19 protein-coding genes are annotated in these 18,325 nt (G+C 67.4%); 4 read left to right on the top strand and 15 right to left on the bottom strand.

What is annotated here, in order from left to right:
• Positions 1-116: 116 nt before the first annotated feature.
• Entirely contained in the window at positions 117-1,247 is a 1,131-nt protein-coding gene (wecB, locus tag ACXMDY_RS00340) for a non-hydrolyzing UDP-N-acetylglucosamine 2-epimerase (RefSeq protein ID WP_259702959.1), read from the top strand.
• Here wecB and ACXMDY_RS00335 read toward each other — a convergent pair.
• Positions 1,244-2,545 carry an efflux RND transporter periplasmic adaptor subunit gene (locus tag ACXMDY_RS00335; protein WP_259702869.1) on the bottom strand — a complete coding sequence of 434 codons (1,302 nt, stop codon included), beginning with the start codon at positions 2,543-2,545 and terminating at the stop codon, positions 1,244-1,246. The genes wecB and ACXMDY_RS00335 overlap by 4 nt on opposite strands.
• Here ACXMDY_RS00335 and ychF point away from each other — a divergent pair.
• Positions 2,544-3,635, top strand: a complete 1,092-nt coding sequence (gene ychF / locus ACXMDY_RS00330; RefSeq protein ID WP_259702868.1) for a redox-regulated ATPase YchF — start codon at positions 2,544-2,546, stop codon at positions 3,633-3,635. The two genes, ACXMDY_RS00335 and ychF, sit on opposite strands and share 2 nt — an antisense overlap.
• 16 nt (positions 3,636-3,651) lie before the next feature.
• On the opposite strand, the gene ACXMDY_RS00325 is transcribed toward ychF, so the two are convergent.
• Genes ACXMDY_RS00325 through ACXMDY_RS00315 form a run of 3 tightly spaced genes read right to left on the bottom strand, consistent with a single transcriptional unit; the run spans position 3,652 to position 6,192 of the window.
• Positions 3,652-4,380 carry a peptidase gene (locus ACXMDY_RS00325; protein ID WP_259702867.1) on the bottom strand — a complete coding sequence of 243 codons (729 nt, stop codon included), beginning with the start codon at positions 4,378-4,380 and terminating at the stop codon, positions 3,652-3,654.
• Between the two features lie 18 nt (positions 4,381-4,398).
• Positions 4,399-5,334: a transglutaminase-like domain-containing protein gene (locus ACXMDY_RS00320; RefSeq protein ID WP_259702866.1), complete on the bottom strand. Its 936-nt coding sequence runs from the start codon at positions 5,332-5,334 to the stop codon at positions 4,399-4,401.
• A 36-nt stretch (positions 5,335-5,370) separates the two neighbouring features.
• The gene (locus ACXMDY_RS00315) at positions 5,371-6,192 is read right to left on the bottom strand and encodes an N-formylglutamate amidohydrolase (RefSeq protein WP_259702865.1); all 822 of its coding nucleotides are present in this window, start codon (positions 6,190-6,192) and stop codon (positions 5,371-5,373) included.
• 90 nt (positions 6,193-6,282) lie between these two features.
• On the opposite strand from ACXMDY_RS00315, the gene ACXMDY_RS00310 reads away from it, so the two are divergent.
• Positions 6,283-6,513, top strand: a complete 231-nt coding sequence (locus ACXMDY_RS00310; protein WP_259702864.1) for a hypothetical protein — start codon at positions 6,283-6,285, stop codon at positions 6,511-6,513.
• Here the strand turns inward: ACXMDY_RS00310 and ACXMDY_RS00305 are convergent.
• Positions 6,469-7,650, bottom strand: a complete 1,182-nt coding sequence (locus ACXMDY_RS00305; RefSeq protein ID WP_259702863.1) for an MFS transporter — start codon at positions 7,648-7,650, stop codon at positions 6,469-6,471. The genes ACXMDY_RS00310 and ACXMDY_RS00305 overlap by 45 nt on opposite strands.
• A 35-nt stretch (positions 7,651-7,685) precedes the next feature.
• Between ACXMDY_RS00305 and ACXMDY_RS00300 the strand changes: the two genes are divergently transcribed.
• Positions 7,686-9,275, top strand: coding sequence for an alpha/beta hydrolase family protein (locus ACXMDY_RS00300; protein ID WP_457767246.1), 1,590 nt, complete (start codon positions 7,686-7,688; stop codon positions 9,273-9,275).
• Positions 9,276-9,292: 17 nt separating this feature from the next.
• Here the strand turns inward: ACXMDY_RS00300 and ACXMDY_RS00295 are convergent, their stop codons facing one another.
• The 10 genes from ACXMDY_RS00295 to ACXMDY_RS00250 all read right to left on the bottom strand — a co-directional run bounded on the left by ACXMDY_RS00295 (position 9,293) and on the right by ACXMDY_RS00250 (position 18,322).
• The gene (locus ACXMDY_RS00295) at positions 9,293-10,312 is read right to left on the bottom strand and encodes an ABC transporter permease (RefSeq protein WP_259702861.1); all 1,020 of its coding nucleotides are present in this window, start codon (positions 10,310-10,312) and stop codon (positions 9,293-9,295) included.
• Positions 10,309-11,880: an ABC transporter substrate-binding protein gene (locus tag ACXMDY_RS00290; protein ID WP_259702958.1), complete on the bottom strand. Its 1,572-nt coding sequence runs from the start codon at positions 11,878-11,880 to the stop codon at positions 10,309-10,311. Before ACXMDY_RS00290 ends, ACXMDY_RS00295 begins: the two co-directional genes overlap by 4 nt.
• A gap of 80 nt (positions 11,881-11,960) precedes the next feature.
• Positions 11,961-13,265, bottom strand: a complete 1,305-nt coding sequence (locus ACXMDY_RS00285; protein ID WP_259702860.1) for a homoserine dehydrogenase — start codon at positions 13,263-13,265, stop codon at positions 11,961-11,963.
• A gap of 27 nt (positions 13,266-13,292) precedes the next feature.
• Complete coding sequence (locus tag ACXMDY_RS00280; protein WP_259702859.1) at positions 13,293-13,718, bottom strand: SufE family protein; 426 nt, start codon at positions 13,716-13,718, stop codon at positions 13,293-13,295.
• Positions 13,715-14,278 carry a hypothetical protein gene (locus ACXMDY_RS00275; protein ID WP_259702858.1) on the bottom strand — a complete coding sequence of 188 codons (564 nt, stop codon included), beginning with the start codon at positions 14,276-14,278 and terminating at the stop codon, positions 13,715-13,717. Before ACXMDY_RS00275 ends, ACXMDY_RS00280 begins: the two co-directional genes overlap by 4 nt.
• Before the next feature lie 67 nt (positions 14,279-14,345).
• A complete protein-coding gene (locus tag ACXMDY_RS00270; RefSeq protein WP_259702857.1) occupies positions 14,346-14,603 on the bottom strand; it encodes a hypothetical protein in 258 nt (85 codons plus the stop codon).
• 61 nt (positions 14,604-14,664) lie between these two features.
• Positions 14,665-15,267, bottom strand: a complete 603-nt coding sequence (locus ACXMDY_RS00265; RefSeq protein WP_259702856.1) for a 5-formyltetrahydrofolate cyclo-ligase — start codon at positions 15,265-15,267, stop codon at positions 14,665-14,667.
• Positions 15,264-15,725, bottom strand: coding sequence for a crossover junction endodeoxyribonuclease RuvC (gene ruvC, locus ACXMDY_RS00260; protein ID WP_259702855.1), 462 nt, complete (start codon positions 15,723-15,725; stop codon positions 15,264-15,266). The genes ACXMDY_RS00265 and ruvC overlap by 4 nt, the downstream gene beginning before the upstream one ends.
• Positions 15,726-15,731: 6 nt before the next feature.
• Positions 15,732-16,820 (bottom strand): magnesium chelatase ATPase subunit I, encoded by a 1,089-nt coding sequence (gene bchI, locus ACXMDY_RS00255; RefSeq protein WP_259702854.1) that lies wholly within the window; start codon positions 16,818-16,820, stop codon positions 15,732-15,734.
• Positions 16,817-18,322: a DUF3370 domain-containing protein gene (locus tag ACXMDY_RS00250; protein ID WP_259702853.1), complete on the bottom strand. Its 1,506-nt coding sequence runs from the start codon at positions 18,320-18,322 to the stop codon at positions 16,817-16,819. The genes bchI and ACXMDY_RS00250 overlap by 4 nt, the downstream gene beginning before the upstream one ends.
• Positions 18,323-18,325 lie beyond the last annotated feature (3 nt).

The following is an 18,325-nucleotide window of genomic DNA, read 5'->3' as shown; positions in this document are numbered from 1 at the left end:
TCAAGGCTGGACGCTCATGACAGACAGCATTGCTCGGATCGGCCCATCTGTCATCGCTCCCTCCAGTGACCTCTGCATGCTTCCTTAGGATTTCCACCTCTGCCCCGGTCCTTTTGATCGCCCCTGCACCGTTGGTCAGCATCGTGCTCGGCACCAGGCCTGAAGCGATCAAGCTGGCACCGGTGATTCTGGCCTTCCAGGCGGCCACCGACCTCCGCACCAGGGTGGTGCTCACCGGTCAGCATCGCGAGATGGTGGCCCAGGTGATGCAGTTGTTCGGCCTCAACGCCGACCGCGACCTCGCCCTGATGGCGCCGCGCCAGACGCTCACCCACGTCACCTGTGCGGCGCTGCAGGGCCTGCGGGACGAGTTCAGCGAGCATCGCCCCGACCTGGTGCTGGTCCAGGGGGACACCACCACCGCCTTCGCCTCCGCCCTGGCGGCCTTCTACGAGCAGATCCCGGTGGGCCATGTGGAAGCTGGACTGCGTACCGACAATCTGCTCGATCCCTTCCCGGAAGAAGCGAACCGCCGCTTGATCTCCCAGCTGGGCCAGCTTCACTTTGCCCCCACCAGCGTTTCCGAGGCCAACCTGAAGGCCTCGGGAGTGGTGGGGAGGATCCTGGTCACCGGCAACACGGTGATCGATGCCTTGCTGCGCATGGCCGAATCCGCTCCCCAGCTGGAGTTGCCCGGCCTCGACTGGCAACGGCAGCGGGTGATCCTGGCCACCGTGCATCGCCGCGAGAACTGGGGTGAACGGCTTCAGTCGATCGGCAGGGGCTTCCTGGAACTGCTGGATCTCCATCCCGACACAGCCCTGCTGCTGCCCCTGCACCGCAACCCCACGGTGCGGGAACCCCTCGAAGCCCTGCTGGGGGGACATCCGCGCGCCTTTCTCACCGAGCCCCTTGATTACGACCGGCTGGTGGCGGCGATCCGTGGCTGCACCCTGCTGCTCACCGATTCCGGGGGCCTGCAGGAGGAGGCCCCGGCCCTGGGCAAGCCGGTCCTGGTGCTGCGCCGCACCACCGAACGTCCCGAAGCGGTCAGCGCCGGCACCGCCAGGCTGATCGGCACCGCTGCGGAGGCGATCGTGCGGGAGGCGAGTCTGCTGCTGGACGATCCGGCGGCCTATGCCGCGATGGCCCAGGCCCGCAACCCTTTCGGCGACGGCCAGGCGAGTGGCCGGATCCTGGAGGCCTGCCGGGCCTTCCTGGCCGATCGAAGCCTGCAGCCGGGCTAGTCGTCGTTCGACTTCTTCGCCCATGGCGGCAGGTCGATGAAAATGCGGGTGCCCTGCTTCAGGCCATCAAGAATCTGGGAGTTTCGGCCGCTGCTCGCCCCGAGGCTGACCGGCTGGAAAGTGGGCTGATCGTCCTTGCCGACCAGCAGGACTCCAGGCCGTCCGTTGCGGGTGACGACCGCCACGGTGGGAACCAGGGTCTGGGCCGCCAGGGTGCCGGTCTGGAAGTCGATGTCTGCGGTCATGCCGATCCTCAGTTCGCCCTGGGGATCCACCAGCTGAAGCTTCACCTCGAAGGAGGTCACGTTGTTGGTCTTGACGGCGCGCGGGGCGATCTGCCGGACCCGGGCGGCAAAGCGTCGATCGGGAAAAGCATCCACCCGCACACTGGCGGGCTGGCCCTGCTTGATCCTGCCGATATCGCTCTCCGGCACGCTGGCCACCGCCTCCAGCCCCTGGGCGAGCTCCACCACGGAGGAACTGGACGCACCGGCATTGGCGGATGCGGATGTGGTGGGGGTGACGAAGGCGCCAGGATCGGCGAAGCGCTGGGTGATCACGCCGTCGAAGGGGGCGCGGATCGTCAGCTCACCGCGTTCCACGCCGCGCTGGCCGCTGCGCTGACGGGCGGCATCCAGGGCGGCCTGGCTGGTGAGCAGGCGGGTGCCGAACGAGGCGAAGTCGTCCTGGCTGATCGCCCCCTGGGTGTACAGAGCACGACGGCGCTCGAATTCAGATCGGCTGCGGGCGTACTCGGCTTCGGCCTGGCGGACCTGGGCCTGCAATTCCTGTTCTCGATCCCGCAGATCACCACTGTCCATCAGGGCGATCGGCTGACCCTGCCGCACCGTGTCCCCTTCCACCACATAGAGCTTCTCCAGCACACCGCCGCGCTTGGGGCTCACATTGACGCTGCGGGCCGCCTCCAGTTCGCCGGTGGCGGTGACCGTGCCGGGCAGCGTTCCCCGCTCGGCAAGAACGGTGAAGGCGGAGAGATTGCGCTGGGCCGAGGCGCGCTGCCGCTGCCACAGGCCAAAGCCAGCCGCCAGCACGATCGCGACAGCCAGGCCTGCCCAGAGGCGACGGCGGGATTGGCGGCCGGGCTTGACGGGCCGGCGCCCGGGCGGCGGCGGGCTGGCCTGGGCGGGCTGGCCGGCGGTCTGCTCCGCCGGTGGGGCGGGATCGAGGGTGCGGGTGGAAATGGGGGCGCTCCGGTCGCTGCCTCCAGTCTTCCTGGTGAGGGCGGAAACTGTGACGTCTCCGGCCGCCGGAGGGCCCAGCCCTAGATTGCTGTTCATGCTCAAAGCCGGAATCGTGGGCCTGCCCAACGTGGGCAAATCCACTCTCTTCAATGCGCTGGTGGCCAATGCCCAGGCCCAGGCAGCCAATTTCCCCTTCTGCACCATCGAGCCCAACGTGGGCATCGTCGCGGTGCCGGACCCCCGCCTGAAGATGTTGGCGGATGTTTCCGCCTCAAAGGAAATCATCCCCACCCGGGTGGAGTTCGTCGACATCGCCGGACTGGTCAAGGGGGCCAGCCAGGGTGAGGGGCTGGGCAACAAGTTCCTCGCCACGATCCGCGAGGTGGACGCGATCGTCCATGTGGTCCGCTGCTTTGAAGACGACGACGTGATTCATGTCTCGGGCAGTGTGGACCCGGTGCGGGACGCCGAGATCATCAACCTGGAGCTGGGGCTCGCCGATCTGGGCCAGGTGGAGAAGCGGCGCGAGCGGCTCAGGAAACAGCTCCGAACCAGCAAGGAGGCCCAGGCTGAAGACACGGCACTCGGACGGATCCAGTCCAGCCTGGAAGCGGGCGGCGCCGCCCGCAGCGTCGAGCTCAGTGAGGAGGATCTGGCCCAGATCCGGCCCCTCGGCCTGCTGACCCTCAAGCCGATCATCTATGCCACCAACGTGAGCGAAGACGACCTGGCCCAGGGCAATGACTTCTGCCTGGCGGTGGAAGCCCTGGCGGCCCGCGAGGGCGCTGAAACCGTGCGCATCTCCGCTCAGGTGGAAGCGGAGCTGATCGAGCTGGGCGAAGCCGAGCGCACCGACTACCTGGAGGGACTGGGGGTGAGCGAAGGGGGCCTGCGCAGCCTGATCCGCGCCACCTACCAATTGCTGGGCCTGCGCACCTACTTCACCACCGGCGAGAAGGAAACCCGCGCCTGGACGATCACCGCCGGCATGACCGCACCCCAGGCCGCTGGCGTGATCCATACCGATTTCGAGCGGGGCTTCATCCGCGCCCAGACGATCAGCTGCCAGCAGCTGATGGAGGCCGGCTCCCTGGCTGAAGGTCGCACCCGCGGCTGGCTGCGCAGTGAAGGCAAGGACTACGTGGTGGCCGAGGGGGATGTGATGGAGTTCCTGTTCAACGTGTGAGCCAGGCAGGTTCAACTCACCAGACCAGCTCGGGGAGATTGCGGAACGCCTCCCGGACCCCCGTGCTCCATCCGGCGCTCAGGGCCTGAAAATAGGGGTCGCCCTCCAGGAAGCGGCGACGATGGCGAATCTGGAGGCTGTCGCGCTGATAACAGACCAGATCGATCGGCATGCCAACCGAGAGGTTGCTGCGCATCGTGGAATCGAAGGAAACCAGCACACATTTGGCTGCATCGGCCATCGATGTGCTGGGAGTGAGGACCCGATCGATGATCGGCTTGCCATATTTTGCTTCGCCAGTCTGCAGAAATGGAGTACCTTCTCCCACTTCAATGAAGTTGCCTTCGCTATAGAGACGGAACAAACGCGGCGCTTCTCCCTTGAGTTGGCCGCCGAGGATGAAGGAGGCGTTGAACTTCACAGGGGCACCCTCCAGAAAAGCGCTGTCGCGCTGTTCGATCTCGCGCATCGCATCAGAAACGATGCGGGCCACGTCAAACATGGTGCCTGCGGTGAAGAGATTTTCAGAGCCATCCTGCAGAGATCCCCGCTGCTTCAGCAGGCTCACCACGGCCTGCGTTCCCGCCAGATTTCCTGAACTGAGCAGAATGATCACCCGATCACCCTCACGCTCGAAACAGGTCATCTTGCAGAACTTGGCGAAATCATCCACCCCGGCATTGGTCCGGGAATCGGAAGCGAACACGATGCCCTCCTTCAGCAGGATGCCGACGCAGTAGGTCATTGCTTGTCTGTTTAGGTCTCAGTTTGACAGGTTGGCCTGACCGGCTTCAGCTGCCCGTTGATCCGTCGGTTCGCCTTTCTCTTCGTCCTTCTGTTCGTCGGTCCAGACCTTGAAGGATTCCAGCGTTGCCCGGCCAAAACTGGTGGTCAGGGCGACATCGGCCGCATCCCGACCGCGGGCGATCAGAATCCGCCCGATCCTTGGCTTGTTGTTGCGAGGATCAAAGACGTGCCAACCTCCGCCAAGATAAGCTTCGAACCAGGCCGCAAAGTCCATCTCCGAATAGGGCTCAGGTTCACCGATGTCACTGATGTAGCCCATGCAATAGCGGGCTGGAATGTTCATGCAGCGGCAAAGAGTGACAGCGAGATGGGCAAAGTCACGGCAGACACCCTCCTGATCCCGAAACACTTGATGGGCCGTTTTCGTGGGGCTGGTCTGTCCGTAGTTGAAGCTGATGTGGCTGTGCACGAAATCACAGATGGCCTGCACACGCTGCCAGCCCGGGGCCACACCATCGAACAGCTGCCAGGCCGTTTCCGACATCAGGTCTGTTTCGCAGTAGCGGCTGCCCAGCAGAAACAGCAGCACCTCCTCCGGCAGGGTCTGCACAGGCTCCTGATCCAGCCAGGGCAACACGGGATCAGGCAGGCCGCTGTCGGCCACCACACCGTTGCCCCGCAGCGTGATCAGGCCGGCGGGGGCCAGGATCCTGCTGCAGCAGTTGCCATAGGAGTCCCGGTAGGTCTGAACGGGAACCTCGGGTGTGAGCACCAGACGATCGGGCTGGATCAGATCGGCAGCGCGGCTGTCGTTGATGCTCAACGTCAGGATCATCGGCGTGGGCGTGGGACATCGGTAGACCAAGGCGTAGCCCACCTGAATCTGCAAGGCTGTGGCCTCAACGGGGATCGGTCGGCTCTCGCCTGGAACGGGGATATCGACTGGATTCATCTGTCTATCGATTCATCCTAAGTCGGTTGGTGGCTCTCAGCCCACTTGCCGCGGCGATCCGGCAGCGCTGCCGATCACGGCGGGGAGGCAGGCTTCCAGCGCCCCGGCGAGGCGTTCCGTCCAGGCCTCCAGACCGGCTTGGTGGTCGAGGAGGTCCTGGCGCACCTCAAGTTCCACGTGGGGAATGCCCCGTTGTTCGCCATGGACAAGGATCGTGTAATCGGATTCATCGCCCACGGCATAGGGCTGGTTGTCCCCCACCACCAGGGCCCGATCGCGGCGGAGCCGGTCGTGCATCAGCCGCCCCAACCTGGAATCGCGGCCGTAGAGCACACCCACCTGCCACGGCCGCTGCTCATCCATGAACAGCGGTGTGAACGTATGCAGAGCCACCAGCACGGTGGGGTGGCCCCGAACGGCCCGTCGATCGAGCTCCTCGGCCAGCCGCCGGTGGTAGGGCTCGAACACCTCCTCGACCCGCTGGCGGATCTGCTCCGCCGTGAGCTTTTCATTGGCTGGAATTCTGGTGCGTTCACTCAGCACCGGAATCGAGTCGGAAACCCCAGGGGGTCGGTTGGCATCGATCACCAACCGCGAATAGTTCTGAAGGAGGAGAACCGCATCAAGGCGGGCCGCAAGTCTGCGGCCCAGTTCGGCCACCCCAAGATCCCAGGCCACATGCGTGGCCAGTTCAGCGTCACCAAGGCTCAGCTGCCCCAAGCGGCGCGGAATGGCCCGCCCGGCGTGGTCGCAAGTGAGCAGGCAGGCCGAGCGACCCTGGGGACGCAGGAGCTGAAAAACCGCTGGGTCGTCATCGGCCAGCAGCTTGGCCAGGCCGGGGCTGAGCGATTCCGACATGGCAAGAATTCTCTCTTGTTTATTCAGCAGACTGGTGCAAGGCCAGGGGGACCGGCATCGGCGAGAATCGAGATCCACGCGGTGCCTGCCATGACTCCAGCCCAGGACCCCCCCCCGGCCGAAACGCCCCACAATTTCGCCGCTCAGAAAGAGCTGCACCAGCGCATCCGCAACGACCCCGACTACGACGACTGGGAATACGGCACCGAGCCCCTGCCCCAGGAGCAGGGGGGCTGGGTGGCACACCCCAAGCCATCGCCGAGCTCAGAGCCCAGCTCAGCCGGGCCGCAGTCCCCGGGGCCGGGGGTGAAGGCGACCTAGCTGGGAGACCAGCAGCAGACCCAGCAGTGCCAGGGCCGCCATCAACGACCACAGCCCGGCCCCATGGCCCTGGCTGTCCAGCAGCAGGCCGCCCAGGAGCGGTGCCACCAGAGCACTGATCGCAAAACACTGCGAGAACAGGGCCATCGCCGTTCCCTGGTGGGCGAGCGGGGCGAGCTCCAGCACCGCTTCGCTGGCGGTTGGCAGGAAGGCGGCTTCAGCGGCAGCCAGGGGGAACTGGGCGGCGATCAACACACCGGTGCTCTGCCAGCCCAGGCTGGAGAGCGCCAGCAGACCACTGCCCAGAGCGAAGCCCACCAGGCTCCAACCCAGCCCGAGCGCCACCGGCCGATCGGCAAGCCAGCGCCCGATCGGCCACTGAAAGCTGAGCAGCAGGGTGAGCTGCAGACCCATCAGCAGGGCTCCCAGGCTGCTCGGCAGGGGTGGGCGGCCCAGTCCGCCCCGCACCAGATCAAGCGGCAGAGCGCTCTGCAGCAGCACCACCATGGCGGTGCTCAACACCGTCACCCCCAGCAGGGGCAGCAGCGGCAGGATCCAGCGCCGCCTGGGGAGCTGGCGGCCGCCGGGTGGCAGGGGTGCCGCTGTTGGCAACGGGTAGCGCAACAGCAGAGCCAGCAGCACCGCCATGCAGACCATGTCCACCAGGTAGATCCCCCGCAGGTGATCGAAGCTGGCCAGCACCGCGCCCAGCAGCACCCCCAGGGCGATCCCCATCGCATCGGCCGTGCGCACCAGCGCATAGGCGCGGCTGGATGGCAGCGGTGGGCAGCTCAGGGGCACCGCCAGCTCAATGGCGGGCCAGTAGATCCCCATCGCCACACCCAGCAGAATCTGACCGACGACGAAGGCCACGAACGTGGTGGCCGTGAGCAGGCGACCGTCGGCCAGCACAGACACAACAGCCGCCACCAGCACGGGTTTCGTGGTGTTCAGCCCCCTGTCGATCAGCAGCCCGCAGAGCAGCCGTCCGGCCGTGCCCGCTAGCGCAGCCGCCGCCAGGCCCAGGCCCACCGCCGTGGCGCTGAAGGCCTCCTGGTGGAACACCACGGGGGTGAGATAAAGCACGCCGCCGGCTCCCAGGCTCGCCACAAGACGAATCAGGCTGAGTTCGCGCAACGGCGCGGGAAACTGGAGGAACCAGCTGAGGCTGCTTGCTCCCGTTCGAAGGTGTGTCAAACCGCTGCCGTTGGCTGCCCGTCCTGCTGGCCAGTCTGCTGCTGATGGCCCCGCCACCGGTTGGGGCGGCCGGGCAGCTGGAGGTGCGGCTCGATGGCCTCGTCCTGCCGATCGAACTGGATCAGCTGCAGGCCTGGAGCCGGAATCCACGCCGCTCCCGCACCGAGCTGGGCATCTGGCTGGAACTGCTCGACGACCGCAGCCGCGCTGACCTGGTCCTCTTGCTGAACAGCCCCCTCCTGCCGGATCGCGGCCTCGCCCTCCAGTTGCTGCAGAGCTGGTCGGGCCGCCAGGTGCTTGATGAGGTGGGGGAGCTGTTGAGCACCGATCAACCCGGCAGCGGCGCCCTGCTGCTCTCCACCCTGCGCAGCCAGTTGCAGAAGCCTGAGCCATTCACGGCGATCGACCTGCTGCTGGCGGTGCCGGCCCGGCGGCTTTCCCTGGACCTCGACGGGGTGCTGGCCCTGGCTGCGAGCTGGCGGCAGCAACTCGAGCAACAGACTGTTGCGCTTCGGCGTCTGCGCCAATTGCCCTTGCCGGCTCAGCAAGGTCCTGCGGCGGCTCAGCGACTGGCAGCCCTCAATCGGTCCATGCCGCAGCGGCGTCTCCTGCTCAAGGTGGCCCACCGCGATCAGCCCCTGGAGCTGGACCTGTGGGGGGCGGCGGCGCCGCGGCGGCGCGCCTGGGTGCTGCTGATGCCCGGTCTGGGTGGCAGCAGCACCCAGCTGAGCTGGCTGGCGGAGGGGCTGGCCCAGCGGGGCTGGCCCGTGCTGCTGGTGGAACACCCCGGCAGCGACGAGAAAGCCGTCCGCCAGCTCCTCGATGGTCGGCGCCCACCACCCGGGGCTGAAACCCTGCCCGATCGCCTGGCCGATGTGGAGGCGGTGCTCAGGGCCGAAGCCGTTGGAGAACTGCCGCGCCTGGGCGGATCGGTTGTGCTGATGGGCCACTCCCTGGGCGGCCTGTCGGCCCTGATGGCGACGGGTGAACGTCCGGTGCCCGGACTGGAGCAGCGCTGCAAGCGCGCCCTCAAGGGGATCCCGCTGATCAATCTCTCCCGGCTGCTCCAGTGCCAGCTGGCCCAGGTGAACCTGCCGGATCCCACCCCACCCCAACGGCAGGTCACCCCGGTGGAGGCGGTGGTGAGCCTGAACGGTTTCGGCAGCCTGCTCTGGCCGGGCCGGGGCCTCGATCAGCTGAAGGCTCCTCTGTTGATGGTGGGGGGAAGCCTCGATCTGGTCACCCCACCGGTGAGCGAGCAGCTGGGTCTGTTCCTGCAGCAGCGCGATCCCCGCAGCAGGCTGGCGCTGGTGGAGGGGGGCAGCCATTTCTCGCCGGTGCGGATCACCGACCAGAAGGAAGCCATGCTTCAGCTCGGCGAACAGCTCGTCGGGGAGGAGCCCCTGCGCGTGCAGGAGCTGCTGCTTGGCCTCAGCGCTGATTTCCTGCTCGCGCTGGAAACCGGTACCGCCCTTCCCCCCCAGCAACGGCGGCAGGACGGGGTCCGCGCCTACGTGCTTGATCAGGCCGAGGCACAGCTCTGGAGCAGGCGCCTCAGGCGCTGACCGACAGCCTGATCGGCTCAGAAGCTGATGCGGGGATCCAGCAGGGCCACCAGCAGATCAACAGCCACGCTGACCAGCACCACCAGCCCCGCCACCACGACCACGATCCCCTGCACGAGGGGATAATCCCGCTGACCGATCGCCTCCTGCAACCGGAAGGCGATGCCCGGCCAGGAATAGGTGACCTCGATCAGCAGGGCGCCGCCGATCAGGGAGGCCACGGTGATGCCTGTGATCGTGAGCACCGGCAGCAGGGCGTTGGGCAGGGCATGGCGGAGCACCACCCTGGTTTCACTCAGGCCCCGGCCGCGGGCCGCCTCCACGTAGTCGGAGCGCAACGCCCGGCGCAGGTTGAGCCGCAGGGCGTTGTCGAAGATGCCGCTCAGCAGCAAACCGAGGGTGGCCGCGGGCAGCACCAGATGGCGCACACTGCCGCTGAACTGCTGCCAGTTGCCGTTCCGCAGGCTGTCGAACAGGAAGAAGCCCGTGCCGCTGGGAGCCACCAGGCTGGCGGGGAAGCGGCCACCCACCGGCAACCAGCCCAGCCAGACAGCAAAGACGAGCTGCACCACCATCGCCGCCCAGAAAGGTGGCAGCGCATAGGTGCCGATGCCATAGAGGCGCCCGGCCAGATCCACCTTCCCCTCTGGTCTGGCGATGGCGCTGAACCCCACCGCCAGACCCAGCAGGGCCGCGATCAACAGGGCACAGATTCCCAGTTCCAGACTGGCGGGGAGACTCTGCCCGATGATCTGGGCCACCGGGGTGCCGTTGGTGAGCGACAGGCCCAAGTTCCCCTGCAGCAGATTCAGCAGAAACTGGCCGTATTGAACGATCAGGGGGAGGTCAAGGCCGAGCTGCTGGCGCAGGGCAGCGCGGGCTGCCTCCGGCGCCCGCATCCCCAGCAGGGCATCGATCGGATCACCCGGAGCCAGCCGAAGGAGCAGGAACACCAGGGTGGCGATCAGCCAGAGCATCACAGGGGCAAGCAGCAGACGGCTGGCCAGATACCGTGCCAACTGACGTCGACGGCTCACCGCTTCTCCTCCCGCTTCAGGCGGCTGAAGTCCAGCCGGCCGGATCCATCGAAAACCGGCTGCCGCAGGCTCAGCTGGGCCCAGGCCCGCGGCGACACCAGCCAGACGGGGATGTAGGGGGAGGCCAGGGCGGTTTCCCGTTGCAGGCTGCGCAGCAGGCTCAGCCGCTGATCTCCCTCCAGGCTTTCGCTGCGCCGCAGCTCGGCATCGAGGCCAGGACGGGTCCAGAAGCTGCCGCTGGCGGCACTCGCCCCCTTGAGACAACGGTTGCCCTCACTCTTGTCGCAACCGAGCAAGGGAATCAGATAGTTGTCAGCGTCGGGGAAATCACCCATCCATTCGAGCAGAATCGCGGCAAAAGCTCCTTCGCCGAGCTGACGGTAGGCGGTGGTGGACTCCATTCCCGAGATCTCAAGCGTCACGCAATCGGCCAGATCCCGTTGCAGCTGGCCCTGCCAGGTGAGGGCGAAGAGTTTGTCGGCTGGGATGTTGGAGCGGAAGGTGAGCGGCAGAGTAAGCCGCTTGCCACTGCAGTACCCCGCCTGGCGAAACAGACTCCGGGCCCGCTCGGGATCGAAGGCCGGCCAGGCTTCCGGCAGCGACCCCGGCAGGCTGGGTGGGATCAGCTGCCGGAGCGGGCTGCGCAAGCCATGGCTGACCCGCTCACTGATCAGTCGGCGATCGAGGCTGTGGGCCAGGGCCTGGCGCACCAACAGGTTGTTCAGAGGCGCCTGGTCGGTGAGCAGGGTGAGGTAACCGATCTCCAGCGCCGGTCCCACCGCCTCGCGCAACGTGCCGGCTGAGGCCGAGCGATGCAGGGCGCGCTGCTGATCTCCCTCCAGGCTTGTGGAGAGGAGCACGTCCACTTCGCCGCTGCGCAGGGCGCCGTAGAGGGCGGTGGAATTGCTGAGATTGATCAGATCGATGCCCCGATTGGCGGCAGCCGGGCCCCAGTAGCCCGGGAATGGCTTGAGCCGCTGCTGCTGATCGGTGAAAAAGGTCAGCTGGTACGGCCCGGTGCCCACGAAGCGCTCATTGAGGAAGGAACGGGCATGGTTCCGGTAGGCCGTTGGCGAAAGCGGAGTGAGATTGACGGCGCTCAACAATTGGGGCAAGGCCGTGAACGGGCGCCGCAGCCGTAGTTCCAGCTCATAGGGGCCACTGGCCCTCACGCCGGCGATCCGATCGCCCAGCAGGTAGCTGAGCTTGCCGATCGCCAGGAACCGCTCCAGGCTGAACACCATGGCGGCAGCGTCGAAGCGGGTGCCGTCGTGGAAGCGCACGCCCCGGCGCAGGGGCACCCAGGCGGTGAGCCGATCCGGACTGAGCCGCGGCGGGGCGGTGGCCAGGCGGGGCTGCAGCCTGCCGTCGCTGTCGATCGCGTAGAGCGGATCGCCGAGGGCGCTGAGCAACTGCATGGCGCCGAAACTGAAACCGGCGGCCGGATCGGCCGAATCGATGCGGCTGCGGGCTGCCACCACCAGGCTGCCGGAGGGCCTGGAGACCTGACAGGCGCTCAGCCCGTGCAGCAGCACCGCCGCCAGGGAGAGGGAAACCAGACGCTTCAGAACAGGCAAGCCGTCGACGATGAACCCCGGGATCAGCAAGAGCCATTCAAAACCAGGATGGTCTGCCGGCTCGGCGCAGCTCAGAGGGCGCGCAGACAGGCGGCCACCCGCTTCACTTCAACCAGCTCGCTGATCGTGGCCAGGGCAGCCCGGAAACGGGCTTCGGGCACCGCATGGGTGATCACCACGATCTCGGCATGGCCGGCCGAGGTTTCCAGCTGCACGATTGACTGAATCGAGACCTCCTCGGCGCCGAAGCATCGCCCGATGGCCCCGATCACCCCGGCCTGATCGCTGGTCTGCAGCCGCAGGTAATTCCGGTGGCGGCTCTGGGCGCCATCCACCAGGCGGCAGCGACGCCAGGAGCCGGCCGCCAGCAGCGGGTCGAGGCCGGCGCCGGGTCCCCCCACCTGGCGGATGCTGGCGATGTTGAGAATGTCGGCGACCACGGCCGAGGCGGTGGGGCCCGCCCCGGCACCAGGCCCGTAGAACATCACCCGGCCGATCGGATCGCCTTCCACCAGGATGGCGTTGTTGACGTCGTGGACCCCGGCCAGAGGGTGGGCCTTGGGCACCAGGGTGGGATGAACCCGGACGTCCAGTTGCTGGGTCCCGTCGGGATCGGTGCCGATGCTTTCGGCGACGGCGAGCAGCTTGACGCAGAAGCCCAGCTGGGCGGCGTAGTCGATATCCCTCGACTCCAGGCTGCTGATGCCTTCTGTGGGGATGGCAGCGCGCTCCACACCGCCGCCGAAGGCCAGGCTGGCCAGGATGGCGATCTTGTCGGCGGCATCACCGCCCTCCACATCGGCGGCCGGATCGGCCTCGGCGTAACCGAGCGCCTGGGCCTCGGCCAGCACCGCCGCATAGGCCGCCCCCTCCGCCGCCATGCGGCTGAGGATGTAGTTGGTGGTGCCGTTGATGATGCCGCTCACCCGCACCAGCCGGTTCCCACCCAGGGACTGCTTCAGGGGTTCGATGATCGGGATGCCGCCACCCACAGCCGCTTCGATCAGCACATACACCCCACGGGCCGCCGCCGCCGCCGCAATCTCCTCGCCATGGCGGGCGATCACGGCCTTGTTGGCTGTCACCACTGATTTGCCCGCCGCGATCGCCGCGAGGATCAGGCTGCGGGCTGGCTCCAGGCCGCCGATCACTTCCACGACGATGTCGACGGCAGGGTCGTTCACCACGGCCAGGGGGTCGGTTCTGAACAACTCGGCGGCCAGGGCGATCGGCCGGGAGCGGGACGGATCGCGAACCGCCACCCGCCGCAGCTTCAGTTCAGCCACCAGGGGATGACGACCTTCCGGCGTGGAGAGGATCTCGGCCACACCGGCTCCGACGGTGCCGAGCCCAAGCAAACCGATGCCGATGGTCATGCCTGGATTGCCATGAAGCCGTTGATCCTATGAATCAACAGGCGTGAGGGCGGCCGCCTGGCTCTGCATCATCCTCAGGATGTTGAGAAATCCATTCGCCCGCGATGGGGTGAGGCTGGCCTGCAGACCGGTTTCGGCCAGGAAGGAGGAATCCAGGCCGCTCACCTGCTGGGGGGTCAGCCCTTCGAGCCCCGTTATCAGCAGAGCAAGCAGCCCCTTGGTGATCTGGGCGTCGGAATCGCCCTGCCAGTGCAGCCTGCCCTCGAGCAGCTGACCCACCACATACACCTGGGAGACGCAACCCTTCACCTTGAAGGCATCCTGGCGAAACTCCTCGGGCAAGGGGGCCAACTTGCGCGCCAGCCAGAGCACGTATTCGTAGCGGCGCTTCGGATCACTGGTGCCCCGCAGCTTTTCCACGATCTGATCGAGGGCCGCACTGCCGCTGCTCATCGGCGCCGAGAGGGGAAGCGCCAACCGGCCATGGCGGCCAGGGTCCACCCGAGGCTGCCGAGACCACCGAGCAGAAGAAGATGGCGCAGGATCGGGGAGGTCGGGGGGGGGGATAACGGCCCCTCGCTGACCTGATCGATCTGGGGCTTGCCCTTGCTCACGGGCAGGTCGAGAAAGTCGCGATGGCCAGGCCCGCCATCGACCTGCACTTCCCAGGTGCCATCCGCGTACTTGGGAAGGTTGAAGGCCAGTCGTCCGCTGGCGTCCATCTGGCCCAGCTCCACCCCCTCCCCGCCCCCGGGGGGAACCAGCCGCACCTTGGCTCCGACAACGGGCTCACCGGTGGAGAAGCGGCTCTCCAGCACCAGCCCGTCCCGCAGGGATTGCAGCCGATCCAGGCTGCTTTCGATCGCATGGGCCCTGGCCGGCTCCGGCCGGACAGAGCTCAGCAGAGTGGCAGCAGCAGCGACCGTGAAAGCTGTGCGACGAACCAGCATGGAGGCTTGAACCTGGCCATGGCGCCACTGGGCAAGGCGGGAGCGGAAGGAGTGAGCGTTCATGGTGCGCTTGGTTCCAGGACCTCCGGCCCGGGGGGAGGAAGCCAGAGGAAGGCAGGCTAAAGGCAGATCAGGACGCGGACCAGCGGCTGGCCGCCGACTGACCCTTGCCGGCCTGGACCATCCGAACCATCGAACTGACCATCATCGAGAGGGCCTCGCTCGGCTCGGCGCGCTGGCCCAGCTCGGCGGCCATGACCCGCTCCGGCGCGGATTCGCCACCGTGGCTCCGGGCCCCGGTGCGGGAGGCCGGGGAGGGGCGCTGGGGAAGAAAACCGGGGGACTGGAACGGCTCGGACCTGAACGAAGCGTTCGAAGAGACGTTCAAAACGGGAAAAGTCGCGCAGCTTGATCCTGGCAAATCGAGCTGGAGTTGGTGGCCCTTGGCCTCAGGGCTCAACAGGTTGCAACCATTCCAGGCCCCGCTCGGTGAGCCAGCCATCGAAGGGAACATCCCAGGGATCGCGTGGCAGATGCTCCACCTGGCATCCGGCTGGCGCCACGATCACAGCCGGAACCGCCCGCCAGAGCGGGTCGCTGCGCAGGCGGTCATACCAGCCACCGCCGTAGCCCAGGCGGAAACCGGCCCGATCAAAGGCCAGGGCGGGCACCAGCAGCAGGGCCAGGGAAGCGGGCCGGAGCTCGCCGGCAGGGGACTCGAGCGGGGCGGGAATGCCGCAGGCGTCGATCGCCAGGGGCAGGCCAGGCCTCCAGGCCTGGTAGCAGAGTGTCTGGGTGGCGGAAGACTGACGGATGGCCGGCAGGGCCAGCCGCTCGGGCAGGGGAGCAGCCAGCCCTCGCAGATCCGGCTCCCCGGCCAGCGGCCAGAACAGCCCAAGGCGCTGCGCAGGCCCCACCAGCTCCGGCAGGTGGCGGATCGCCGCCTCCAGCAGCGGGGCCTGGGCCAAGACGCAGAGAGCCTCGCGGCGGCGGCGCCAATGGCGACGCCAGGTCGGCTTGCTGTCCGAAGCTCCAGGCGGTGAGCCTGTCACCGCTGGAACCAGCCGGTGAGGGCCACGGCCAGGGCATCGGCGGCGTCGTCGGGTCGCGGCGGCAGCTCCAGGTCAAGCTCCCGCATCACCGCCTCCAGCACCTCATCCTTGCCGGCATGGCCCGAGCCGGTGAGGGCCAGCTTGACCTGCATCGGCGGGACCTCCACAACCGGTACCTGCAGGCGAGCCAGGGTCATGATCACGACGCCCCGGGCCTGGACCACCGAAATCGTGGTGCTGGAGCGGTAGAAGAAGAACTTCTCCACCGAGGCCAGGGCGGGCCGCCAGCGCCGCACCACCCAGCGCAGATCCCTGGCGATCTCAACGAGTCGGTCGCCCTCGGGCTGGCCAGCGGCGGTCTGGATCATGCCGCAGTCGAGCAGGGACAGAGGTGGGCCGGTTTCGATCAGGCCATAGCCAAGGCGGGCCAGACCAGGATCGATGCCGAGGATGCGCATGCCGGCTCAGCCGGCCAGGGCCAGCTGGAATGCACTGCGATCGCTGGGCTCTCCCCGATCGAACACCTTGCAGAACATCTTGATCACCCGGTCACCGGAGTCGATCTGCTCGAGCGGGTCCTTGCGCAGCCGGTGGCGCAGGCAACAGGCCACCACCCGGGCCACATCAGCGTCGTCCACCTCGGTGCGCCCCTCGAAGGCGGCCAGTGCCCTGGCCGCCCGGTTGATCACGATGTCGCCGCGCAGGCCATCCACATCCAGCTCACCGCAGACCGATGAGATGCGAAGCCGAAGGTCGTCGTCGATCTGCACCGAAGGGAGCAGGGCCTGGGCGCGCACGGCCCGCTCCTGCAGTGCGCTCTGGCTGGACTGGTGGGTGGCGGAGAAGCGCTCGGGGTCGGCATCGAAGCTGGTGCGCTGGTCCACCACCTGCACCCGCAGCTCGGCTTCCCGCACGGTGCGCACCTCCACACTCATGCCGAAGCGGTCGAGCAGCTGCGGGCGGAGTTCGCCCTCCTCGGGGTTACCGGAGCCGATCAGCACGAAGCGGGCCGGATGCCGCACCGAAACGCCCTCCCGCTCCACCGTGTTCCAGCCCGATGCGGCCGAATCGAGCAGCACATCCACCAGGTGGTCATCGAGGAGATTCACCTCATCGACATAGAGCAGACCGCGGTTCGCCTTGGCCAGCAGACCCGGCTCGAAGGCCTTCACCCCTTCACTGAGTGCCTTCTCGATGTCGATCGTGCCGCAGAGGCGATCTTCCGTGGCGCCCAGGGGCAGATCCACCATGGGCACCTGGCGAGGCACGATCGGCAACACTTCGCCCTGCTCGGCCCGGGCCTGCACCTCCGTGCTCTGCAGGTCGGGATCGGTCGGAGAACTGTTGTAGGGGTCACCAGCCACCACGTCGATCTCCGGCAGGAGATCGGCCAGGGCCCGGATCGTGGTGGACTTGCCAGTGCCCCGATCACCCATGATCATCACGCCGCCGATGCGGGGATCGATCACGTTGAGCAGCAGGGCGAGCTTCATCTCCTCCTGCCCGACGATGGCGGTGAAAGGGAACACCCTGCGTTGGCGGGTCTGACTCACGGGCGAGGGGCCGGCACGGATTCGGATTGTTTCACAACTGACGCGGCCGGCAGCAGGGAAAGCACCTGGGGTGGGGTGGCGTCAGCGGGGTAGATCAGCCTGACCCGAACCTGTCGCCTCTGCCCGGGGGCCAGGCTGATCCGACCCAGCGCCGGGCCCTGCTGCCCCTGTCGTTGCACGAGATGGAACCAGCGACGGCCGCTGGGACGGCCCGCCTCGCCATCGAGGCCACTCACCTCGACGGTGCCCCGGAACATCACCGGCCGGGCCGGCTCACGGTTGAAGCTCAGCCCCCCCTTTGGTTGATCGCTCTTGCGGGGGGATTCGATGGCGAGATCAAGCGCCACGGGTCGGTCGGTGTCGTTGATCAGGGGTATCCCCAGGTCGTACTCAACGCCGTAGTTGCCATGGGCAGCCCAGGCGGTTCCCGGGTAGAAGGCGGCCAGCTCGGCTGTCTGAACCTGGCCGGTGCCGAGGCTGCCGCGCTCCAGGGAACTGATCGGCCAGGACACCGGGGCGCTCTGCACCGAGAGCTGGGCCCGGCAGGGCTGGAGCGGGCAGGGATCGATCAGCTGGCCCCGCCAGCGACTGCCCTGCTGCACTCCGCTCACCCGTGAATAGATGATCCCCCCCTTCTGCCCCCTCGGGGTTGGACTGTGCTCCCTGGGGCTGAGCCCCCCCCGCAACAGGCTGGCCCAGGTGCGGGCGTCGGGGGGCTGGTCGCTGCCGAACGCCGCCAGGGTGGCGATCTGAACAGGGCCGTCACTCTCCAGCCGCAGCTGAAGATTGCGGCCATTCAGCAACGGGTCAAGGCCCTTCACCGGGATCGGCAGCGCCACCAGGGTGGTGAGCTGGTCGGCGGCAAGCCGCCACTCGCTCGGGAACAGGGGACTGCGCCGATTCAGCAGCAACTCCGCCGCCACCCGGCTGCCCGGTCCGGAGAAGGCCGTGCTGCCGTCGTGGGCGACCACCGCCGGCAGGGGCAGGAACGGTGCTCCAGGCTGGCTGGGATCGGTGGACTGGGACAGGGCCGTGGAGCCGCTGATCAGCCGCAGGCGCACCGGCCTGTCGCCTGCAGGCGCCGCCACCACCCCCAGCCAGAGGGTGGAGTCGAGCTGCTCCGGTCTGCCGGCATACACGTGGTGGCTGAACAGCTCGAAATGACCCTGAAGGGGCAGATTGAGATGGGCCGTCGGCACTTGAAAAGCCTCGCCGGCCAACCGGCCGGTGCCGTTGAACGTGGAGAGCAGGATGCCCGGCTGGATGATCAGCTCTGGGTTGTTGTCATTCACCACCAACAGCCGATCCAGCCCTCCAGGCAGGGGCCTCACCTGCTGGGGACGCCACACCGTGGGCGAGAGCGTCGAGGAGAGAGCGGGCTGCGAAGTGGGCTGCGAAGTGGGCTGTGCCACCGCCTCAGCCTTCGGCAAGAAGGACGTCAGAAAGACAGCCGGGAGAACAGGCAGCAGGGCCGGCAACAGGCCAGGCAGGAGACGCAGCATGGC

The sequence above is a fragment of the Cyanobium sp. ULC082 genome (genome assembly GCF_977927535.1).
The sequence above is the reverse complement of the archived record's forward strand: the minus strand, read 5'-3'. Positions and strand labels throughout refer to the sequence as shown.

Coding starts and splice junctions, on each gene's coding strand:
- ychF (WP_259702868.1), top strand. CDS start 2,544: ATGCTCAAAGCCGGAATCGTGGGCCTGCCCAACGTGGGCAAATCCACT.
- ACXMDY_RS00335 (WP_259702869.1), bottom strand. CDS start 2,545: ATGAACAGCAATCTAGGGCTGGGCCCTCCGGCGGCCGGAGACGTCACA.
- ACXMDY_RS00325 (WP_259702867.1), bottom strand. CDS start 4,380: ATGACCTACTGCGTCGGCATCCTGCTGAAGGAGGGCATCGTGTTCGCT.
- ACXMDY_RS00320 (WP_259702866.1), bottom strand. CDS start 5,334: ATGAATCCAGTCGATATCCCCGTTCCAGGCGAGAGCCGACCGATCCCC.
- ACXMDY_RS00315 (WP_259702865.1), bottom strand. CDS start 6,192: ATGTCGGAATCGCTCAGCCCCGGCCTGGCCAAGCTGCTGGCCGATGAC.
- ACXMDY_RS00310 (WP_259702864.1), top strand. CDS start 6,283: ATGACTCCAGCCCAGGACCCCCCCCCGGCCGAAACGCCCCACAATTTC.
- ACXMDY_RS00285 (WP_259702860.1), bottom strand. CDS start 13,265: ATGACCATCGGCATCGGTTTGCTTGGGCTCGGCACCGTCGGAGCCGGT.
- ACXMDY_RS00280 (WP_259702859.1), bottom strand. CDS start 13,718: ATGAGCAGCGGCAGTGCGGCCCTCGATCAGATCGTGGAAAAGCTGCGG.
- ACXMDY_RS00275 (WP_259702858.1), bottom strand. CDS start 14,278: ATGAACGCTCACTCCTTCCGCTCCCGCCTTGCCCAGTGGCGCCATGGC.
- ruvC (WP_259702855.1), bottom strand. CDS start 15,725: ATGCGCATCCTCGGCATCGATCCTGGTCTGGCCCGCCTTGGCTATGGC.
- ACXMDY_RS00250 (WP_259702853.1), bottom strand. CDS start 18,322: ATGCTGCGTCTCCTGCCTGGCCTGTTGCCGGCCCTGCTGCCTGTTCTC.